Source organism: Polaribacter cellanae, assembly GCF_017569185.1.
GTDB classification, from domain to species: domain Bacteria; phylum Bacteroidota; class Bacteroidia; order Flavobacteriales; family Flavobacteriaceae; genus Polaribacter; species Polaribacter cellanae.
In genome coordinates this window covers 2543706-2565873 of the sequence record NZ_CP071869.1, presented here as the reverse complement: position 1 = coordinate 2565873, position 22168 = coordinate 2543706, and the positions used below count along the sequence as shown (strand labels likewise).

The window sequence follows — 22168 nt, the reverse complement described above, 5'->3', positions numbered from 1 at the left end:
TATGAAGTTGAAAAATTACATATCGTTGTTAATTTGCTTGCTAAGTATGTCTTTAGTTGCGCAAGAAGCAACCATTCAAGCTAAAGTTAGTAAAAACAAATTGGGTTTAAACCAACGTTTGCGAATTGTATTTTCAATAAATAAACAGGGTGGAGAAAACTTTACGCCCCCAAACTTTAATAATTTTAAAGTGGTTGGAGGGCCAAGTCAATCTGTTAGCCAATCTTGGATTAATGGAAGAACAACCTTCTCTCAGTCTTATACCTACATTATTCAACCAACAAGAAAAGGAGAACTTTCCATTGGTGCTGCAAGTGTTAAAATTGGGGGAAAGACTATAAAATCGAACCCTATAAAAATTATAGTTGTAGACGCTGTTGAAATTCCCAAAGACCCAAACGATCCTAATTATGTAGCCCAACAAAACATTCATTTAGTTGCAGAAATTTCTAAATCTACACCTTATGTTGGCGAGGGAATTTATGTTGAATATCGTTTGTATGTAAGTGAAAACGTAAGTGTTTACGATACAAATGTAACAGAAGCACCAAAATACAATGGTTTTTGGAATCAGGATATTAAAATAAATGGTTATCCTGTAAAAATGGGAAAATACAATGGAGAAGATTATAGATACATTGTTTTACAGAAAGCATTATTAGTTCCTACAAAATCTGGAAAATTAGAAATCGAACCCATGAAAATGGACATTATTATTGGTGTTCCAACAGGAAGAGCCGATTTCTTTGGAAATGTTATTACAAGAAATGTTCGAAAAGAATTTGCTTCAGAAAAAAAACTTGTTCGCCCTAAAAGCCTTCCTTTAAAAGGAAAACCAGCAAACTTTACTGGAGCTGTTGGAGAATTTAATTTTAATGTTTCTTTAAGTAAAGACATTTTAAAAGCCAATGAAACATCAGAAATTAAAGTAGCAGTTTCTGGAAAAGGAAATTTAAAATTATTTGAATTACCAAAAATAGAAACCCCTAATGAGTTAGAAATTTATCAGCCAGAAAGAAAAGAAAAAGTAAATGTATATGCTAATGGAATTTCTGGCTCTGTAACAGATTCTTACACAGTAGTTCCACAATATAAAGGAAAATATAAAATACCAAGTACTTCTTTCTCTTACTTTAATCCTAAAGAAGAAAAATACAAAACAATTACTACCAAAGATTTATTTGTAGATGTACAAGAAGGTAAAGAATTGGTTACTGTAGATACTACTTCTGTAAACAAAAAAGATGTTGTTACAACTGGCAAAAACTTTAGATATATTGCCACGAAAACAACTTTTAAACCTGCCGAAAAATTAGATTTCTTTAAATCGAATTTATTTTATATTTTGCTTTTATTACCTTTAATAACAATACCTATTGGAATATTTATAGGTAAAAGAAATAAAAAAAGAAATAACGATATTATTGGAAATAAACTAAGAAAAGCAAACAGATTAGCCAAAAAATATTTGTCGGAAGCACAAAAACAATTGGGTAAAAAAGAGGCTTTTTATGAGGCTTTAGAACGTGCGCTCCATAATTATTTAAAAGCAAAATTAGGTGTCGAAACCTCCGAAATTAGTAAAGAAAGAATTACTGTAATTTTGGAAAATAAAAAGGTAGATTCTGTTACAATCCAACAATTTATTGAAGTTTTAAAAAGCTCGGATTTTGCAAGATATACACCATTTACAGCAACTCAAATGAAAGAAGAATTTGAGCGAGCAAAAGAAGTAATTGTTCAATTAGATAAACAATTATAAAAATGAAAAAAATACTGTTTTTATTGTTGATAATTGCCGGTTCTGTAAAGGCTCAGAATGTAGATAGTTTGTTTATTGCTGCAAATGAAAACTACAAAAACGGGCAATTCGAAAAAGCTATTGAAAAATATAAAAAGATTGAATCTAAAAACGTAATTTCATCGGAATTATATTACAATTTAGCAAACGCTTATTACAAATTAAACAAAGTTGGACCTACAATTTTTTATTACGAAAAAGCCTTAAAAATAGATCCTTTAAACGAAGATGTAAATAACAATTTAATCTTTGCAAAACGTTTGGCTTTAGATAATATTGAAGAAACCCCAAAAACAGTTTTTCAGAAATTTAATACCAATTACCTTCAAAAATTATCTTACAATCAATGGGCAATAATTGTAGTTGTACTTTCTTTAGTAGCTTCGTTGTTATTTCTGCTTTTTTATTTTGCATATTCACCAAGAAAAAAAAGAGCTTATTTTACGACAAGTATTATTAGTTTTATTCTTCTAATAGCTACTCTTTTTATTACTTACAGTCAATACAATTTGGCTAAAAACACTAAAGAAGCTATTATTTTCGCAGAAAAAACAGAAGTTAGAAATGCACCAACTTTAAATTCGGAAAAAGTTTTTACTTTACACGAAGGTACAAAGGTGTTCGTTTTAGACGCTGTAGATAATTGGAAAAAAATTAAATTGGCAGATGGTAAGTTAGGTTGGATAATTGCAAGCGAAATAAAAATGTTTAACGATTTTTAGTTATAAATTAACAAAAAATTAAAAAACCTTTCTTATGTTTGCGTTTTTATTAAAATAATTAATTTTTGAGAGTAAGAATCGCAATTTTCTTTTCAATAGTATTCGCTAGCCTTATAGTGACGCCAACCGTTATTAGTTTAATGGATGCTTCACAAGATATTTCTTATTTTTTAAATTTTAATGAGGAAGAAGAGGAGAATAAAGGCAAAAAAGAATCTAAGGTAGATTCTAAATTAAAAATTCATTCTTCAAACTTTTTAGGGTTTATTTTAAGTGATAAATTTCAGATTAGTAAAAATATTCGTTTTTATTCGAAAAACTATGTTTCTGAATTCTCTAAAGTTACCACTCCACCACCCAAATTTGTACTATAATTTCGTATTAGTACAACAAAAAATTTAATCTTAATTTATTAAAACAAACTCTAGGTATTTTTAGCCTAGGGTAAAAATATTTATATATGTTTAAACACATTAAAAGCGATTTACCAGCAAGTATAGTGGTATTTTTCGTAGCATTACCTTTATGTTTAGGTATTGCATTAGCAAGTGGCGCACCTCTTTTTTCTGGTTTAATTGCAGGAATTGTTGGAGGTATTGTAGTTGGAAGCCTAAGTGGTTCTAAAATAGGAGTAAGTGGACCAGCAGCAGGTTTGGCAGCAATTGTTTTAACTGCTATTGGTACTTTAGGTGGTTATGAAAACTTTTTAGTAGCCGTTGTTTTAGGAGGAATTATTCAGGTAGTATTTGGTATTTTAAAAGCCGGTATTATTGGTTATTACTTCCCTTCTTCTGTAATTAAAGGAATGTTAACAGGTATTGGAATTATTATTATTCTAAAACAAATTCCACATTTTTTTGGTTATGATTCAGAGCCAGAAGGTGCAGACAGTTTTATAGAGGTTTCAGGAGAAAACACATTTTCTGCAATTTTAAATATCACAGATAATATTACTTTAGGTTCTACAATTATAGGCTTTATTGGTTTAGGTATTTTATTACTGTGGAGTAATGTTTTATCTAAAAAAGGAAAAATTTTTCAAATAATACAAGGTCCTTTAGTAGCAGTTGCTGCAGGTATTATTTATTATTTTGCAACAACCGAAAATTCTAAATACGGCATTAATTCAGAGCATTTAGTAAGTGTTCCAGTACCAGATAGTTTCGATTCTTTTATAGGGCAATTTAGTTTTCCTAATTTTAATGCCATTACAAACCCACAAATTTGGGTTACAGCATTTACAATTGCCTTAGTAGCAAGTTTAGAAACGTTACTGTGTGTAGAAGCCACAGACAAATTAGACCCACACAAAAATGTAACTCCAACAAATAGAGAGTTATTAGCACAAGGAACAGGAAATGTTATTTCTGGCTTAATTGGAGGTTTACCAATTACACAGGTAATTGTAAGAAGTTCTGCAAATATACAGTCTGGAGGTAGAACAAAATTGTCTGCAATAATTCATGGTTTTTTATTATTGATTTCTGTAATTTTAATTCCTACTTTATTAAATAAAATTCCATTGTCTGTATTAGCAGCAATCTTATTAATTGTAGGTTATAAGCTAGCAAAACCATCTGTATTTAAAGAAATGGTCCAATTAGGGTGGAAACAATGGGTTCCGTTTTTTGTAACTGTTATTGGTATTGTTTTTACAGATTTATTAGTAGGTATTGGTTTAGGTTTAGCTGTTGGTATTGTAGTAATATTAATTAAAAGTTTCCAAAATTCTCACTTTTTACATATCGAAGATAAAAGTAATGGAAAACATAGAATTAAAATGACGCTTGCAGAAGAAGTAACTTTCTTTAATAAAGGTGCTATTTTAAAAGAATTAGACAGCCTACCAAAAGATACTTTCTTAGAATTAGATGTTAGAAAAACAAGGTATTTAGATAACGATATAATCGAAATTTTAGAAGATTTTACAATTAAGGCGAAAGAAAGAAATATAGATATTCAATTGATTTCTGAAAGAGGTGTTGTAGAAAACCCTCCAAGTTATATCGAGTTCTTTAACTTAAGACCTAAAAAATCTGCTTAAACCAACCAATTATGAATAATAAATGTAAAATATTAGTACTTTCTGATGTCGATAATTCGACATCAGAAATTCTAAAAAAAGGAGTGGATTTAGCAAATGTAGTTCAAGCAGAAATCGACTTTTTTTGTGTAAAAAAACCCACAGATGTTGTGGAAAAAGAAAGTCAGCTTTCTGCAATGAGGTCTATTAATAAAAAGTTTATAGAAACAGACAATCAAATTAAAAAAATAATAGATACTATTTCTAATGAAAAAGATTTTAAAATAAGTCATAAAATTTCTTTTGGAAATTTAAAAGATGAGATTACAAATCATCTAAAAGAAACCAAGCCAGATATTGTTCTTTTAGGCAAAAGAAAATCTAAAGTATTCTCTTTTTTTGGAGATAATCTTATCGATTTAATCTTAAAAGAATTTAATGGAACCATCTTAATTGTTTCAGAAGAAAATCTATTAGAAGCCAAGGAAGAGATCTCTTTAGGGTTATTAAATAATGTAAACTTATCGACAAATAGGTTTATGGAAACCTTAGTATCTTATTCTAACAAACCTCTTAAATCTTTTCAAATAAATACTGTAAAAGAAAAAGTATCCAATCCTAAAAATACTATTGAGTTTGTTTTCGAAGAAGGAGACAATGCAATTAAAAATTTGAGTAACTATCTATCTAAAAATAAGATCGATTTGTTATTCTTAAATAGAGAGAAAGAAACAAATTCTAAAATTGGAAGCTTGGTTAATAGTTTAAACTGCTCTTTAATGGTAAGTAATTAGAGCTTAAAATTGTATGTTAAAAATAAACTTGCATTAAGAATAGAATGATTAACTTAGTGTTTACTAATTAATCAATTTAAAAAAGTAATGAAAAAATTATTTTCAAATATTAAAGGTGATGCTTTTGGCGGAATAACTGCTGGAATTGTAGCATTGCCACTAGCTTTGGCATTTGGGGTTTCCTCTGGGTTAGGACCAAGTGCAGGTTTATATGGCGCTATATTTATTAGTTTTTTTGCGGCTCTCTTTGGAGGAACAAACACTCAAATTTCTGGTCCAACAGCACCTATGACAGCTGTAAGTATGGTTGTTATTGCTGGTATTATCGCTACAAACGATGGTGATGTTTCTAAAGCCTTACCAGCAATCTTAACCGTTTTCTTATTGGCAGGTCTGTTTCAAATTATTTTGGGAGTTATTGGGCTGGGTAAATACATTCGTTTTATTCCATACCCAGTAGTTTCTGGTTTTATGACGGCTATTGGTGTTATTATTTTATTAACGCAAGTATTGCCATCTTTAGGATATTATCCAAAAGAAGATACAGAGTTTGTTACCCAATTTAAACCACAAGCCGAAGAAGTAATTTTAGAAAATATTCTAAAAGAAGAAGCTGGAGAAAAGATTTTAGTTTTAGAAAACTTCCAGGAAACTATTAAAAGGGCAAGCAATATTACACCTGCAGATATTTTAAAAGAATCGCAAACGCTAGCTGCTAAAGAAACTTCTGGAGCTTTGGGTGCCATAAAAGCGTTTCCAAGAGCAATTCAAAATATTAATTTATTAGAATTGTTACTCGCTTTAGGAACCATATTTATTATTTATGGTTTTAAACGAATTACCACAAAAATTCCGAGTACACTCGTTGCTTTAGTAGTCGTGTCTGGAATTGCTGTGGGTTTTAATTTAGATTATCGAGCCATACAAGAAATACCAAGTGGAATTCCTGAAATAAAGTGGGAAATTTTTTCCGACTTTTCTTTAGGAAGTCTTACACCCTATATTTTTACAGCCTTAACATTATCTCTTTTAGGAGCCATAGATTCTCTTTTAACAAGTGTTGTTGCAGATAATATGACTAAAACCAAACACCAACCCAATAAAGAATTAGTTGGGCAAGGAATTGGAAATAGTATTGCTGCATTATTTGGTGGAATTCCTGGAGCAGGTGCAACCATTAGAACTGTTGTAAATATTAACGCTGGTGGAAAAACCAAACTTTCTGGTATGATTGCTGGTATTATGTTGTTAATAATTATGTTAGGTTTAGGACCAGTTGCCTCTAAAATTCCAGCAGCAGTTTTAGCAGGAATTTTAATTACTGTTGGTATTGGAGTAATGGATTATAAAGGATTAAAAGCAATACCATACTTACCGAAAGATATTAAATTTGGTCCCATTAAATTAAGCTCGGAAGTTTTAATAATGATGGTGGTTTTAATACTATCTACTTTTTGGAACTTGGTGTATGCAGTTGGAATTGGGTTGGTAATTGCTTCTTTAATGTTTATGAAAAAAATTGGAGATTTAACCGCAGAAAGATCCGACGTAAAATCTTTAAAAGAACAAGCTTGGGCAGATGAGTATAACTTCCCTCAGAATTTAAGAGAAGAAGTTTTTATAAAACACATAAAAGGCCCTTTATTTTTTGGTTCTACGAGTGAGTTTCAAGCGCTTTCACAACAAATTCCTGCCACTGCAAGAATTGTAATTATGCGTTTGGGAAGAATGCAATATATGGATCAATCTGGGTTGTATGCCATGGAAGATATGTTGCAAGATTTAAAGAAAAAGAATATTGAAGTCTTGTTTGTTAACTTATTAAAACAACCAAGATATATGATGGAACGAATTGATATCATTCCAGATTTTATACCCACAGAACACGTTTTCAAAAATTTTGATACTTGTGTAAAATGGGTAAGAGAAAATGTAAAAGACGAATTTAAAAATTAAAAATTATGAGAACATTAGCACTAAACAAAAACGCACAAGACAACTTAAAACCAAGTGATGTTTTAACAAACCTTATAGAAGGAAATAGAAGATTTATAAATAATTCTTTAGAAAATGTAGATTATAATGCTTTAGTTAAAGACACTGTTGGTGGGCAATACCCAAAAGCTGTTGTTTTATCTTGTATCGATTCTAGAGTTCCTGTAGAGCAAGTTTTCGACCAAACTATTGGAGATATTTTCGTTGCCAGAGTTGCAGGTAATTTCGAGAATACAGATATTTTAGGAAGCTTAGAATATTCTTGTGCAGTTGCCGGAAGTAAACTTGTTTTAGTATTAGGTCACGAAAGTTGTGGAGCTGTAAAAGCAGCTTGCGATGGTGTTAAACTTGGAAATATAACTGCAATGTTAAATAATATTACTCCTGCCGTTAAAAAATCTTCTAAAGAAGTAGATGGAGAAACAAACTCTACAAACAAAGAATTTGTTGCAAAGACTGTAGAGAATAACGTATTGTTAACAATTGATAGAATCCGCGAAAAAAGTTCAATTCTTAAAGAATTGGAAAGTAATGGAGATATTAAAATTGTAGGTGGTGTATATTCTTTACAAACTGGAGAAGTAACTATATTATAGAATTCTCTATAAAAAAATTAAATTATTACTCTAAAAACTCGAGATTCTTTCTCGAGTTTTTACTTTTTTTAAAAAAATATCATAATTTAATACCATTTCTGTCTTGAAATTACCATAAAATAACGTTTTATTACGATAGTTTTAATGCAGAAATGATATAAAGTAAGAAAAATAAGTTTTTCTTTATGTTTGCTTTAACACATTTTTTAGTAGCCTAATGGTATCTTTGCACTCAGCTAAAATAAATCTTTTTGAAAGTTAGAATTGCACTTTTTTTTACTTTTTTATTCTTGGGAATAATCGCTGCTCCAACCATAATAATTTTGATGGACAAGAACCAAGATATTTCTGTTTTTCTTGCTCTCGATGAAGAAGAAGAAACAACTGGATGTTCAACAAGTGAAGGATTAAAAGTATATGCTCCTTTTAATACAACTTTGTTTCTTCGAGAAATAATTCAAAAAAAAGAAAACTTAGCGTACAACACTACAAATTACATTTCTCAGTATCCTATAATTTTAATACAGCCTCCAGAGATTCTGTCGTAATTTTTCCATTTATTATGAAGTTATTTTAACTTCAATCACACAATTTATTTTAAAAATCAAATTCTAAACAATATATGTTTAGAATAAAAAAACACGTTCCCTATGTTTAAACACATAAAAAATGATTTACCTGCAAGTATTGTTGTATTTTTTGTAGCATTACCCCTATGTTTGGGTATTGCTCTCGCAAGTGGAGCCCCATTATTTTCTGGAATTATTTCAGGAGTAATTGGAGGAATAGTAGTTGGAGCCTTAAGTGGTTCTAAAATAGGAGTTAGTGGTCCAGCAGCTGGTTTAGCAGCAATTGTTTTAACTGCAATTGGTACTTTAGGTGGCTATGAAAACTTTTTAGTAGCCGTTGTTTTAGGAGGTATTATTCAATTAATATTTGGTTTGTTAAAAGCTGGAGTTATTGGATATTATTTTCCATCTTCAGTAATTAAAGGAATGTTAACTGGCATTGGAATTATTATCATTTTAAAACAAATTCCGCACTTTTTTGGGTATGATGCAGAACCTGAAGGTGCAGATAGTTTTATAGAAAGTTCTGGAGAAAATACTTTTTCAGCCATATTTAATATTTTCGAACATATAACAACAGGATCTTTAGTAATTGGTATTATTGGTTTATTATGTATTCTCTTTTGGGATAACATTTTAGCCAAGAAAGCGAAGTTTTTTACTGTAATACAAGGTCCATTAGTTGCTGTAGTTTTAGGAATTTTATATTTTATATTTACAAAATCTAACGATGTATTTGGTATTACAGAAACTCACTTGGTTAGTGTGCCAATTCCTAATGATATTGCCTCTTTTTTAGGTCAGTTTAGTTTTCCTAATTTTTCTGCAATTACAAATATAGATGTTTGGGTAACCGCATTTACAATTGCATTAGTTGCGAGTTTAGAAACACTTTTATCTGTAGAGGCTTCCGATAAAATAGATCCAGATAAAAATGTAACTCCAACAAATAGAGAGTTAATTGCACAAGGAACTGGTAATGTAGTTTCTGGTTTAATTGGTGGTTTACCAATTACACAGGTTATTGTAAGAAGTTCTGCGAACATACAATCTGGTGGTAAAACAAAGTTGTCTGTTATTTTACATGGCGTTTTATTATTAATTTCTGTAATATTAATTCCTGAGTTATTAAATAAGATTCCACTTTCTGTATTAGCTGCTATTTTATTAATTGTTGGTTACAAATTAGCAAAGCCAACAGTATTTAAACAAATGTTTACATTAGGATGGAAACAATTTGTACCATTTATGGTAACAGTTCTTGGGATTGTATTTACAAATTTATTGGTTGGAATTAGTTTAGGTTTGGCAGTAGGTATTGTTGTTATCTTATTGAAAAGTTATCAAAATTCTCACTTTTTACATATGGAAGATAAAAACAATGGAGTTCATAAAATTAAAATTACTTTGGCAGAAGAAGTAACATTTTTTAATAAAGGAGCGATTTTAAAAGAATTAAATCGTTTACCAGAAAATTCTTATTTAGAAATAAATGTTTTAAAAACAAGATATTTAGATAATGATATTATTGAAATCCTAGAAGATTTTATCTATAGAGCGAAAGAAAAAAATATAGAAATAGAACTGGTTTCCGAAAAAGGCATCGTTAAAAACCCTTCGAGTTTTATAAGTTTCTTTGCGAATAAAAGAAAACACAAAGCTGCCTAAAACATTTACATTTTATAACAAAAAGATGCCGTCTCAAAAGTATTAAAATTTACCATCGACTGTAATGCAGAAATTTTATTAATTGAATTTTAATATTTTATATTTTTAAACTTCGCTAAGAATAACAGCTAAATTTACTTTTGAGGTGGTCTCTTTTTTATTCGTAATTTTCTTGCTTTATTTTTGTTAATCTTGCCTCCCAAGATCTGCCACCTAAAGTAGAAGTTAAATACACTTTTTCGCCTCTTATTTTATCTACCTTAATGTGCATTTTTGTACCCGATTTAAATGGAAAGTTTGGTAACGTACTTTCTTGGATTATTAAATAATATTCGCAATCGTTAATCCACTCGATATCCGATTTTATAAAATATTTTTTTTTGTTATGATATTCTACATGCTTGTCTCCTTTATAAATAACAATAACCTTACTTCCACGATTTTTATATGTAAACGTATTGTTTTTTAAGATAGAGCAGTCTTTTTTCGAAGTAAAAGACATAAGAGCAAAAGTGCTTATAATAGCTAGTAGAAAGTATTTTTTTTTCATCAATTATATTTTTTGTGCAATTTAAAAAAACGACACAGATTATATGGTATTCTTAGAGGGTTTTTTCCTCTTTTTCTTCTTTTATAATTGAGGGGAAAATAGTAGGTGCTATTTTTTTTACAGGTTTAAATAAGATAGATTCTTTAATTGTTTCTTTTTTAAGAAACGGAATTGTGTTATTCATTTTGCCAAAAAAGATAAAAACTACGCTTAAAATTAATCCAACCTTTAGAGCACCAAAAACGCCACCTAATACTTTGTTTATAATGCCAAGCGAAGCAAAATCTGCTAACTTTGTTAGTATTTTACCTAATAGAGCAATAATTACAATAATTACTATAAAAGTTGCAGCAAAAGCAACTAAAGAAATATATTCTTGTTCCCAAGATACGGATTCTTTTAAAAAATCTCCAATAAAATACGAAAAATGTATCGCTCCATAAACACCACCTATTAAAGCCACTAAAGAAGCAACCTCTACAAAAAGCCCTTTCATTATACCTCTAACAAAGCCAAATAATAATAATGCAGCTATAACAATATCGAAAATATTCATCAAAAAAATTTCTTCAAACCTACATCTTTTTTTTTAAATTTTAAAAATGGCGTTTGTATCTTTACAGCAAACTTAAAGTACTATGCCTAAAATAAGTAACCTTAAAGAAAAATGGAATTTTTTAACCGAAAAATTAACCAACCAATTTGCAGATGGAGATGAGTTAAATATGGATGGAATTATCTATTTAATAGGTGTACAGGAGCTTGGCCAAGGTCATAGAGCTTTTAAAAAAGACGAAAAAGTAAATCTAATGCACATTGCCATTTGTAAATTATTAGAACCTTATGGTTATTATGAATTCGATTTTTTTGATGCTGAAGGCTGGCCTCATTACAAAATACTTACAGAATTACCGAATTTAAAGCCTGGAGAACAAACCGTTTTAATGAAAGAAGCAATTATTAATTATTTTGATGCTTTAAAATATTTTGAATAATACTCTTCTAGGTAACACTCATTTTTCTAACTAAAATAGAAAATATTTTTGGAAAAAACCTTTTTGTATAGATTCCTAATTTCTCTTTTGCTCCTGCTATATAAACTTCCTCTTTTTTCTTTTCGATTGCTTTAATCATTAATATTGCTAAACGTTCTGGAGACATTCCATTTCCTGTAGCAACATCCATTTTTCCTTGTGGAGTTCCATCGCCAGTTAAAGCATTTTTAGAAACATTTGTATTTATAAAGCCTGGGCAAACCAAGGTTACTGCAATATTGTTTTTGTGGTTTTCTGCTCGTAAACAATCGAAAAAACCATGCAATGCATGTTTACTTGCTGCATAACTAGATCGTAAAGGAGTTCCTATTTTACCAACAATACTTGTAGTTACCACAAACTGCCCGTTTTTATTTTTTATAAAATGAGGCAAAACAGCTTTCGTAAGTGCAACTGTTCCTAAATAGTTGATATCCATAATTCGTTTATCCACCATAATTTGAGTATTTTTTACAAGCGAACGTTGGCTAATTCCGCCATTATTTATTAAAATATCTATCTTCCCAAAAGTTGCAATTGCTTCGTCTGCTTTTACTTGTAAATTATTATAATCTTCTAAATCGAGGGTAATAATTTTTACGTTTTCGCTGTTTTTACATTCACTTTTAACCAATTCTAAGGCTTCTTTTTTTCTTGAAGATAGAATTAATTTGGCATTTTTATTAGCAAATGCAATTGCCAACGATTTTCCAATTCCAGATGATGCTCCAGTAATCCAAATTACTTTGTTAGAAAAACTCATTTATCGTATTTTTATGCCACAATATACCCTTTTTGGTTGAGAAATAGTACTTTTGGTATGCTTCTTGAAAATAGGTTTACAAGAACAAAAAAATAAACATAAAAAAATGAAAAAATTACTCGCATTTATATTTTTAGTTTCGTCTTTAGCACAAGCACAGCATACCATTAATGGAACAATAACAAATGCTTTGGAAACAGATTGGGTTATTTTATATAAAGTTGAAGGTGCAAGACAACAATTCGTACAAAACTCTACTATTAAAAAAGATACGATTGTTATTGATGCGAAAAAACAAGCCATTGGTACTTTTCAGTTTCAATTGCCAGAAACTTCTAAGGCTGGTTTTTACAGAGTTACATATAGAACAACCAACCCAAGTTTTGTAGATTTTATTTACAATAAAGAAGATGTAAGTTTTACGTTTCATCCAGATTATCCAGAGCAATCTGTTACTTTTTCTAAGTCTAACGAAAACATTATTTATAAAAATTATCTTACCGAAATTTCTAAGGCACAGCAGAAGTTAGATTCACTTCAAATAACTGCGATTAAGAATCCTAGTTTAGATTTAAAAACGGATTATAAAACTGCTTTTAACAAGATAAATACAATTCAGAATAAATATCTAAAAAACTCAAACGGAATGTATGTACAGCCTTTTATAAAGGCAACATTAAGGGCAAATCCTTCCGAAATAAAAACAACTGCGAAAGATTATATGTCTAATATGACATCTACTTTTTTCGACAATATGGATTTTACGAATAAAACACTTATAAATTCTTCTTTTTTGGTAGATAGAATTACGGATTATATTTTCTATATTAATTATTCCGAAAATAAAGAAGTACAACAAAAACTGTATAAAGAGTCTATAAAAACAGTACTTTCTAAAGTAGAAAACCTTCCATTTAAAAAAGATATTATAGAGTTTTTAGTGGCGCAATTCGAAAACACTAAAAATTTAGAATTAATTGATTTTCTTTTTAAAAACTACTACGAAAAACTTCCTGAAGAATTCCAAAATAAAGAATATTTAAAAGAGAAAAAAGCACTTTTTGCGACTGAAATTGGTAGAACTGCACCCGATTTTTCCTGGAAAGAAAATGGTAAAAACTTAAAACTATCTACTTTAAATGATGCCGAAAATTATGTATTGGTTTTTTGGAGTTCAGGTTGCTCTCACTGTTTAAAGGAAATTCCATTATTACATAAATTTATGCAAGATAAAACAGGTGCAAAAGTGGTTGCTTTTTCTTTAGAGAGAAACGATTCTGGTTGGAAAAACATGAAAACTACATTGCCAAATTGGCACCATATTTTAGGATTAAATAAATGGGATAACAAAATTGCGAGAACGTATAATATTATCTCTACACCTACTTATTTTATTTTAGATAAAGACAAAAAAATTATTGCAAAACCAGAAGAATTAAAAGATTTAGAAGAGTATTTCTTAAAAAAAGATAAGTAAAAATTCACTTTATTTTTTCTCTTTTCATTTCTTTTTTTAGACAGCAAAATTTTAAAGTGAATAATAATATACTCTAAATCTTAAATTGTGGTCTTTAGAAGTTTAGTTCTTATTTTCCATTTTTAACGGATATTCCAAAAATTAAAATACTTTAAAAAAGGAATTCGTAAAACATGATGTTATTTTATTTATAGAAAACCCATAATTAAAAAACTACTTTAGTAGTCTTAGAGTAGATATATCATTAGATAAAAAAAAGGCTGTTTAACATATAATAATTATGCAAACAGCCTTTTTTCTTTAAACTTTCTTTTTCTAATTCTTTATAAATTTTTTGGTGGAAATTCCATTTTTTTCACTAATAACTTTTAGCATATAAACTCCCTTAGCAAAGTTGCTAATATCTATTTTATCGGAAATACTTTCTATAATTTTTTGTCCTTGTAAATTATAAATAATAGCTTTTTTTACTTCAGCATTTATCTTAATGTTTACTATTGAAGAAACTGGGTTTGGGTAAATTGAGATTTTATCATCATTTAAAAAATTATTTACACTTAATGGAGAAGAAGAACCGAATTCATAAGCACCCATATCTACAGTTGTGTTAAAAATTCTTTGATTTCCTAATAAATCTGTGGTTCCAAAAACTTTAGAATTATCTCCTGTATCTATTGCTGGAGAGTTTCCTTTTAAACTATAATCTGCATTAAAAGAAGGATTTGTACTTATATTATTTGATGTAGAGGAAATACTATCATCATTAAAGTTTAGCTCGTCTAAAGAATTTGTAACCGTTAAAGAATTTATTGGAGATAGATACAAATCTGTAATCGATCTACTTTTAGAACCATTTGAAGAGACTTTGTTATTCCAAAAAATACAATTAGAAACTGTTGCGTTAAAAGTACTTGAAATATTAGTAGTTTTACTAATACCAACTACAGCTCTGGTAAAATTATTTAAACTTTGTCCTGTTCCAAAATCTTTATGATTTACATAAGTATTATTTACTAAGTTTAGTTTTACATCAGAACCATTTGCAACTACTCTAAACCAAGAAGCACTTCCACTTATTCCTGTTAAAGTCGAGGATAAATCTGCTGCTAAATTGTTATCAAATAAAGAGTTTGCAACAGTAATATCTACATTAGAATTGGCTCTTACAAAACTATAAATACCAGATGCCCAACGTGACATGTTATTAATAAATTTACAATTTTCTATAATTAAACCTCCTCTTGTACCAGAAGTATTATTCAATTCAAACTCTGCAATTAAACCTGCATTGTCGTTTCTAGAAACATTGTTTTTTATAATACAATTTTTAAGTGTTAGTTTTGAAACCCTTTTATCCTTTACTATTGCACCACCTCTTTCTGTTGTGTTTTTATTATTGTGTGCATCGCTAAATGTAATACCATCTAACAATAAATTATCTCCTCCAGTAAAAACTCTGAATACGTGATAACTATTATCTGAATTTCGTGTTGTATTTGCGTAGTTTGATGCAAAATCTGTAAGATTAACATCGTTATTTTGTAAATCTCCAGAAAGTATGGTTTCATTAGTGCCAAAAATACGTTCTGAAACTTGTGCTTCTGTACCAGCAAAACCTCCATAAACTTTAACGTTTTCTCTTCCTATAGAAAAAGTAGCAGATCTATTAGTAGCATCTGGTTTGTATGTTCCTTTGGCAATCCAAACTTCTTTTTCATTAAAAGTTTGTACTACAGATAAGGCATCTTGTAAGCTTGTAAAAGCATTTTGCCAACTTGTACCATTGTTACTACCTGTTGCAGTAGCATCAACAAAAATAATTCCTGAAGGTCTAGAGGTTGTAAAGACAAAATCATTAGACCAATCTGAAACGTTATTACAGTGTTCTCTAATTTTAACTACATAAGGTGTAGAAATTTCTAAACCAGTAATATTTATTGGATTTGTGGAAACATTATTAATAATAGTTGCATTACTAATAGATTCACTTTGTTTATAATACGCTAAATCATAATTTCCTGAACCACTTAATGTAATGGTTGCAGATGTATTGTTTGTATTAGATAACCCAATAATAGTATTTGGTGGTGCAACACAATAATTTCCGTCTTTTCTTATTTGTGCAATTTCTGCTCTTGTTAAAGCGCGGTTGTATATAAAAAGGTCGTCTATTTGATCTTTATATTTATTTGCAGTTGGTAAACTATTACTTCTATTATTTGCAATGGTTATATTTCCTGTGCTATTTATATTTCCATTAGGATTAAAACCAAATTCTGAACTTTTATTAATAATAGCTTGATCTACAAAAATATCGTCTATATATAAATTTGCTGTAGTTAAATAATTTCTAATTTCTCTTCCTGCCCTATATTGTCCAGTACCAGTTATGGCTTGAGTTATAGAAAAAGTTATGTGATGCCATTTACCATCGCTTACATTTGTTGCGCCTGTTTTTTTAATTCCTACTCTACCAATATTGCTTGCAGTAAAAAGTTGCTGAATTACAAAACCAACTTTTCCATTTTGTAAAAAAAGATAGTAACCAGACCAAGTTGTATTGTCTGCAACAGAATTTCTATTGTGTGCATCATCATAAATAGTCTCAACATTACTATTATTTGTTGTTGTTTTTACCCAAAAGCTAATACTGCCAGTATTGCCTGTAAAATTAACATCAGACCTTGTTAAATAATCTCCATTTAAACGTATTGCATTTGTATTTACGGCTGTAAAACGATCATCTTGTGCAGTTAATAATGTTCCAGTTTGGGTAAAATTGTTGCTATTTGCTCCATCTGTTAGTGCTCCATTATCAAAGCTATATTTACCAACCAAGTCATTTGTAGGAAATTGTGCATAAAAAATACTACTAATAAAAAGTAGTGCTAAGAGTAATTTTGTTTTCATATCATTTTAGTTTTTATGAAAACAAATTTGCCATTAAATAAGGTTGTTTTTTAGGTTAAATTTCTGAAATGCCTTTTTCGACTTCTAAAAATCACCCAATATTTTGTACAATCGTTAAAAACTCTTCTTTTTTATCTTTAGATATGGAAACACTTTCGTTATTGTCCATAAGTATATAACCACCGTCTTTTTTTGAATATTCTTGAATGTATTTTAAGTTGATTAAATAAGAACGATGAGGCCTATAAAAAGACGGAATTGTATCTAACAACTCTACAAAATGCTTTAACGGTTTGCTAATTAATATGCCAGATGCGTTTAGAATACTAACTTTTGTGTACATTCCATCTGCTTTTAGGAGAATTATATCTTCGAAATTTACGAACTTAATTCCATCTGCAACAGGCAATCCTATTTTTTTGAAATTTGCAGATTTTAAGCTTTTTTGAAGCTCATCTAATTTTAAATTAATAGTCGATTTTCCACTGTTTTGAATCGCTTTTTCGATTGCTGAAATTAATTTATCTGTTCTTAAAGGTTTCAACAAATAATCTACAGCAGAAAGTTCGAAGGCTTTTATGGCATATTCGCTATAAGCTGTTGTAAAAACTATTTCAAAATTATGGTGTTCTTTATCAATAAAATCGAAAATTTCTAAACCAGAATGTTGTGGCATTTCAATATCTAAAAAAACGATTTTTGGCTGTTGTTGTTTTATCAGTTCTACACCACTTAACAAATCTTCTGCAGACGAAATTAACGTAATTTTAGGGCAATTTTCTTTGATTAAAATTTCTAATAAATTCCGTGCTTTTGGCTCATCATCTATAATTACTACATGCATAATTAAATTGTTGTATAAGGTATTGTAATATTTACTTGCGTTCCTTTTGGAGTATTGTTTTCGAGCAAATCTGTAATGTTTACGCCTACTTGTTTTTCTTTGCCATAATTTAATAATGCCAAACGATCTTTGGTTGCTTTTGTGGCAAAAGATTTATGGTTCTTACCACTTCTTGCTTTAAATTCTTCGGCCTTTTCACGCCCAACTCCATTGTCTATAATTACACATTTAACAACACTATTTTGTTTATCAATAGAAAAATTGATGGTTAAAATACGTTCGTTTTTTCGATGTAACAAACCGTGTTTTAAAGCATTTTCTACATAAGGCTGAATTAACATGGTTGGAATGTAAATGGCATCTGGAATTAAATTTTCGGAATTTGTAATTGAATAATTTAGCTTGTCTTCGAAACGTAATTTTTCTAATTCGAGATACATTTCTAAACAATCTATTTCTTCTTTTAAGGTAATTTTTCCTTTGCTACTGTGGTTTAAGTAGGTTCTAATTAAATCTGCAAATTTCCCTAAATATTCACTCGCCAATTTTTTCTGATTCAAAATAATATATTCCTGAATAGAGTTTAATGCATTAAAAATAAAATGCGGATTCATTTGCGAGCGTAAATTCTCTAATTTTAAAGCAATTAGTTCGTTGTCTAAAGAAAGTTTATTTATTTCTAACTCTCGTTGTTGTTCTTTCTTCTTTATTTTTCTTCGGAAGTATAAAATTATAGAACCCAAAACCAAAATTAATATTCCTAAAATAAACCACCAAGTTTCCCAAAATGGTTTTTTTATAGAAAAATTAAGCGATTTAATTTCACTTTTATTCTCTTCTAAATCTAAAAAAGGTTGTACTTGAAAAATATAATCTCCAGCTGGTAAACTGTTGTATTTTACGCTTGATTCTCCAATAGCTGTAGTAATCCAACTATCATTATAACCCAATAACCTATATTTATATTTTCCTTTTTGGTTGAATATTAATCCATTTACATTAAAACTAATTTTTACGGCATTTTGGTTGTAAGCTAACTGGTAATTCGATTTTAATTTTTCTTTTTTATCATCTATTTCTATGTTTGTAAAGTAAACTTTTACCTCTTTTTGTGCTTTAAAAGCACGTTTTTTATCTACAGAAAATAAACCTTCACTGGACGAAAACACCACTTTATCGTCCATAATTTCTATCCCAGAAATATCGTAAGAAATAATACCATCTCTTTTTGTTAAGGTTTTAAATGATTTTTTTTTGGTATTTAAAAACTGTATTCCTGCATCTGTGGCAATCCATAAATTGGTTTTATCTGCTTCTATTTTTTCGATTCGATTAGAAACCAATCTTTCTTTTGTTGTAAAATGATGTATAACTGTATCATTCTTTATTCCAAAAATACCATCTTTAAAAGTTGCTACCCATAAAACACCATCTTTAGTTTCTGTAATAGATAACCCATAAATAGGATTATTTTTATACAAGATTGTCTTGGGGTTCCAAAATGCATTATATTTTACCAAACCATCTACATATCCTACAAAAACTGCATTATTTTTTTTACTATAAAATGATGTATAAGGTCTTCTATTTAAAAGTAATTTCTGTGGCTTGTAATTATTAGCATATTTTAAAAGCGTAGTTGTTTTATAATCTACTACAAAAACATCGTTATTATTTAAAATTGAAAAACTCTTGGCAGATGAAGTACTAAAAATTACCTTACACTTTAATGTTTTTTTATCTAAAACATGCATTTTTGTTTGTTTACCAATATAACCTAGTTTTTTTTTAGAATCGAATGCAATTGCAGAGACTTTAGAAGCTTCTGGCATTTCTATATTAAACTCTTTATTGGTTTTTATATTAAAAAAACTCACATCTCCATTATTTGAACCAAAAAATAGAGTTTGTGAATCTACCTTGTCTAAAGCAGTTATTTTTTTATGTGTTTCAGAAATATCATAGGTTTCAATAAAAATATTTGGCATTACGTAAATACCTCTATTTAAAGTAGTAAACCAATAATTTCCATCCTTATCTTTTATGGTTTTAGTAACATTTTTGCCTTTTAAAAACTGCCTTTTTTCATAAAACTTATTGCCTGAAAAGTTGTAAACATAAACACCATTTGTTGTTGAAAACCAAATTTGATTCCCATTCTTAAAGATATGCTGTATACTTTCTGACTCCATATTTTCGAAACCACCTAATTCTAATAATTTATTTTTATGAAAATCTATTTGGTAAAATTTATTTTTATGAAAACGAACTTGTCTCAAAAAAAATAAAGAGTCTAATTGAAATACTTCTGTTTTACCATGAATAATTGTAACTCCGTTTTTATCTCTTGTGGAAAGGTTGGTTGGAAATAAATTTTTGTATTCTGTTTTACTATTAATTACTGCAATTGAGTCTGTTGTCGCTAAATAAATAGCTTCTCCAACTTTAACATTTAAACTGTAAGAGAAATTTGAAAAATGTGTTTTTTCAATTAATTTCGTAGCTCTATTTATGTAATAAATTGTATTCTGACTAAAAACAATTACATGTTTTTTTCTTACTCGAAATAAAGCCAGCTCGCCTTTTAGCTCTTTACTTAAATCTATAAAAGTTACTAATTTATTTTCTTTTACATAAAAAAATTGTCCGCTAATATTATTGCACCAAATATTACCATCTGCATCTTCTTGTACCCCAAAAACCGACAATCCTCGTTTTTCTTTATTGCTATAATTTTTGAATGATTTACCATCGTAACGAAACAAACCTTTATCTGCACACAACCAAATAAAGCCTTTGGTATCTTCAATTATATTATAAAATTCTTTGTCTGGTAAGCCATCTTTTTCTGATAAATGTATAGAAACAGGTTCTTGAGCTTTTGTAAAAAAGCTGATAAATAGTAGTAAAAAAGTGAGTTGCGCTCTAAACAAGAATCTAAAATTTATTAAAAATACAATTTAAGCCTTTTTATCTTTTAAATTACTTGCTAAAAGGTGGTTTATAGTTTCTAAAGAGAAAAAAAGAGTTTTGAAATTGGTATTTCACACATTTACATTTTAATAAAAAATTAGTTACAATGTGTTTTAACCCATTGTGAAAATATTTAAAAAATGGTTTTAGTCAAACTGTTTTCATAGGATAAATATTTTGGCTAAAGCCAAAATTTGTAAAAACCTAATAACATCCAGCTGAAGCTGGATGCAATTGACAGGTTTTAAGCAACTAATTTAGCAAATAAAAACTGAATAGAAAATCCTTACGGATTTTCGTCCAGGGCAAACGCATTAAAGGTTTAGAATTTCCATAAGGTAATCAAGATTCCAAGCAGCCATTAATTATACACGTTATTGCCACACGTTTTTTATTTTTCAATCTGGTTAATAAATTCATTTAATTCTATTTCGTTTATCTCTCCAGATATTGTGTGTAAACTTCCGAGATAATTCATTCCTAAATATTTTGCGGTTTCAGAAAATGGAAGCCAGAAAACTTCGCCTAAATTATTTCCAATTGAACAACTAATTCCAGCCATATTTTTTCCACGTAATTCTCGTCCAAGGTCTTTTTCAATTTCCAATAAGTCAGTTATTCTGTCAAAAAACACTTTCATAATTCCGCTCATTGAATACCAATAAACTGGTGTCGCGAAAATTAAAGTATCATATTTTTCAATTATTTTCCGCATTAATTTAAGATAATCATCCTTTTCGTTTTTATGTTCATAATGATAATATCCAAAATTATAATCGTTTAAATCTATCAAATCCCAGTTTGATTTTTTTATCAGTTTATTCGTCAGAGTTTTAGTATCTCCATCATTTCTTGAGCTTCCTGTAATTATAACTTTTTTCATCAAGTGTTCTGATTTTCCTCAAATGTGTGGCAACTATGCATTTATTTATAAGATCTAGCTAAAACTGGATGCAATTGACAGGTATTTATTTTTAATAATTTTATTGTATAAAATTAGTTAAAAATATAAAAAAGCATCTTCTAAGTGCTCTAATTTTGTTCTTTTTTTATTGATTAAAATCGCAATAATATCAAACCGAACTTCTACATCTAAATCTCTTTGCACCACATAATAATCTATCGCAGAAACTAATAATTTTATCTTTTTAGGCGTTATAAAATCTTGCGGATCTCCAAAATAATCTGAACTTCTGGTTTTTACTTCCACACCTATTAGAAATTCCTCTTTTTGGGCAATAATATCTACTTCCGCTTTTAAATAACGATAGTTTTTTTCGAGAATTTTATAACCGTTTTTTACTAAAAAATCTACAGCTAATCTTTCTCCTTTTTTACCAAGTTCATTATGTTCTGCCACTTTTTTAGTCTTTAGTCTTCAGTTGGCAGTGAGCAGTCAAAAATTTTGTAGATTTAAAATTTGTGCTTTTAATTACCAAAGTGTTAATT

At 28.9% G+C, this 22168-nt stretch carries 19 protein-coding genes; 11 read left to right on the top strand and 8 right to left on the bottom strand.

Going from position 1 to position 22168, the window contains the following annotated elements; all coding sequences use genetic code 11:
- The first annotated feature begins 1 nt into the window (after position 1).
- The 9 genes from J3359_RS11590 to J3359_RS11550 all read left to right on the top strand — a co-directional run bounded on the left by J3359_RS11590 (position 2) and on the right by J3359_RS11550 (position 10168).
- On the top strand, positions 2-1762 hold the full coding sequence (locus J3359_RS11590; protein WP_208077023.1) for a BatD family protein: 1761 nt from the start codon (positions 2-4) through the stop codon (positions 1760-1762).
- Positions 1763-1764: 2 nt separating this feature from the next.
- Complete coding sequence (locus J3359_RS11585; protein ID WP_208077022.1) at positions 1765-2523, top strand: SH3 domain-containing protein; 759 nt, start codon at positions 1765-1767, stop codon at positions 2521-2523.
- Positions 2524-2588: 65 nt separating this feature from the next.
- Positions 2589-2897 carry a hypothetical protein gene (locus J3359_RS11580; protein WP_208077021.1) on the top strand — a complete coding sequence of 103 codons (309 nt, stop codon included), beginning with the start codon at positions 2589-2591 and terminating at the stop codon, positions 2895-2897.
- An 86-nt stretch (positions 2898-2983) separates the two neighbouring features.
- Complete coding sequence (locus J3359_RS11575) at positions 2984-4567, top strand: SulP family inorganic anion transporter (RefSeq protein ID WP_208077020.1); 1584 nt, start codon at positions 2984-2986, stop codon at positions 4565-4567.
- An 11-nt stretch (positions 4568-4578) separates the two neighbouring features.
- The gene (locus J3359_RS11570; protein WP_208077019.1) at positions 4579-5340 is read left to right on the top strand and encodes a universal stress protein; all 762 of its coding nucleotides are present in this window, start codon (positions 4579-4581) and stop codon (positions 5338-5340) included.
- Between the two features lie 87 nt (positions 5341-5427).
- On the top strand, positions 5428-7296 hold the full coding sequence (locus J3359_RS11565) for a SulP family inorganic anion transporter (RefSeq protein ID WP_208077018.1): 1869 nt from the start codon (positions 5428-5430) through the stop codon (positions 7294-7296).
- Positions 7297-7301: 5 nt separating this feature from the next.
- Positions 7302-7931, top strand: a complete 630-nt coding sequence (locus J3359_RS11560; RefSeq protein ID WP_208077017.1) for a carbonic anhydrase family protein — start codon at positions 7302-7304, stop codon at positions 7929-7931.
- A gap of 251 nt (positions 7932-8182) precedes the next feature.
- Positions 8183-8479, top strand: coding sequence for a hypothetical protein (locus tag J3359_RS11555; protein ID WP_208077016.1), 297 nt, complete (start codon positions 8183-8185; stop codon positions 8477-8479).
- A gap of 102 nt (positions 8480-8581) precedes the next feature.
- Positions 8582-10168 carry a SulP family inorganic anion transporter gene (locus J3359_RS11550; RefSeq protein WP_208077015.1) on the top strand — a complete coding sequence of 529 codons (1587 nt, stop codon included), beginning with the start codon at positions 8582-8584 and terminating at the stop codon, positions 10166-10168.
- Between the two features lie 157 nt (positions 10169-10325).
- Here the strand turns inward: J3359_RS11550 and J3359_RS11545 are convergent, their stop codons facing one another.
- On the bottom strand, positions 10326-10718 hold the full coding sequence (locus J3359_RS11545; RefSeq protein WP_208077014.1) for a hypothetical protein: 393 nt from the start codon (positions 10716-10718) through the stop codon (positions 10326-10328).
- 52 nt (positions 10719-10770) lie between these two features.
- Positions 10771-11274 carry a CvpA family protein gene (locus J3359_RS11540; RefSeq protein ID WP_208077013.1) on the bottom strand — a complete coding sequence of 168 codons (504 nt, stop codon included), beginning with the start codon at positions 11272-11274 and terminating at the stop codon, positions 10771-10773.
- Between the two features lie 82 nt (positions 11275-11356).
- Here J3359_RS11540 and J3359_RS11535 point away from each other — a divergent pair, with 82 nt between their 5' ends.
- Entirely contained in the window at positions 11357-11713 is a 357-nt protein-coding gene (locus tag J3359_RS11535; protein WP_208077012.1) for a hypothetical protein, read from the top strand.
- A gap of 7 nt (positions 11714-11720) precedes the next feature.
- Here J3359_RS11535 and J3359_RS11530 read toward each other — a convergent pair whose 3' ends face one another.
- Positions 11721-12515: an SDR family oxidoreductase gene (locus tag J3359_RS11530; RefSeq protein WP_208077011.1), complete on the bottom strand. Its 795-nt coding sequence runs from the start codon at positions 12513-12515 to the stop codon at positions 11721-11723.
- Between the two features lie 106 nt (positions 12516-12621).
- On the opposite strand from J3359_RS11530, the gene J3359_RS11525 reads away from it, so the two are divergent.
- The gene (locus J3359_RS11525; protein ID WP_208077010.1) at positions 12622-13992 is read left to right on the top strand and encodes a TlpA disulfide reductase family protein; all 1371 of its coding nucleotides are present in this window, start codon (positions 12622-12624) and stop codon (positions 13990-13992) included.
- Positions 13993-14307: 315 nt separating this feature from the next.
- Here the strand turns inward: J3359_RS11525 and J3359_RS11520 are convergent, their stop codons facing one another.
- The 5 genes from J3359_RS11520 to J3359_RS11500 form a co-directional block, all read right to left on the bottom strand.
- Positions 14308-16902: a T9SS type A sorting domain-containing protein gene (locus J3359_RS11520; RefSeq protein WP_208077009.1), complete on the bottom strand. Its 2595-nt coding sequence runs from the start codon at positions 16900-16902 to the stop codon at positions 14308-14310.
- A 91-nt stretch (positions 16903-16993) separates the two neighbouring features.
- Positions 16994-17746 carry a LytR/AlgR family response regulator transcription factor gene (locus J3359_RS11515; RefSeq protein WP_208077008.1) on the bottom strand — a complete coding sequence of 251 codons (753 nt, stop codon included), beginning with the start codon at positions 17744-17746 and terminating at the stop codon, positions 16994-16996.
- Between the two features lie 2 nt (positions 17747-17748).
- Positions 17749-20679: a sensor histidine kinase gene (locus tag J3359_RS11510; protein WP_208077007.1), complete on the bottom strand. Its 2931-nt coding sequence runs from the start codon at positions 20677-20679 to the stop codon at positions 17749-17751.
- Between the two features lie 431 nt (positions 20680-21110).
- Positions 21111-21602, bottom strand: a complete 492-nt coding sequence (locus tag J3359_RS11505; RefSeq protein WP_208077006.1) for a flavodoxin family protein — start codon at positions 21600-21602, stop codon at positions 21111-21113.
- A 117-nt stretch (positions 21603-21719) separates the two neighbouring features.
- Complete coding sequence (locus tag J3359_RS11500; protein ID WP_208077005.1) at positions 21720-22079, bottom strand: YraN family protein; 360 nt, start codon at positions 22077-22079, stop codon at positions 21720-21722.
- Positions 22080-22168 lie beyond the last annotated feature (89 nt).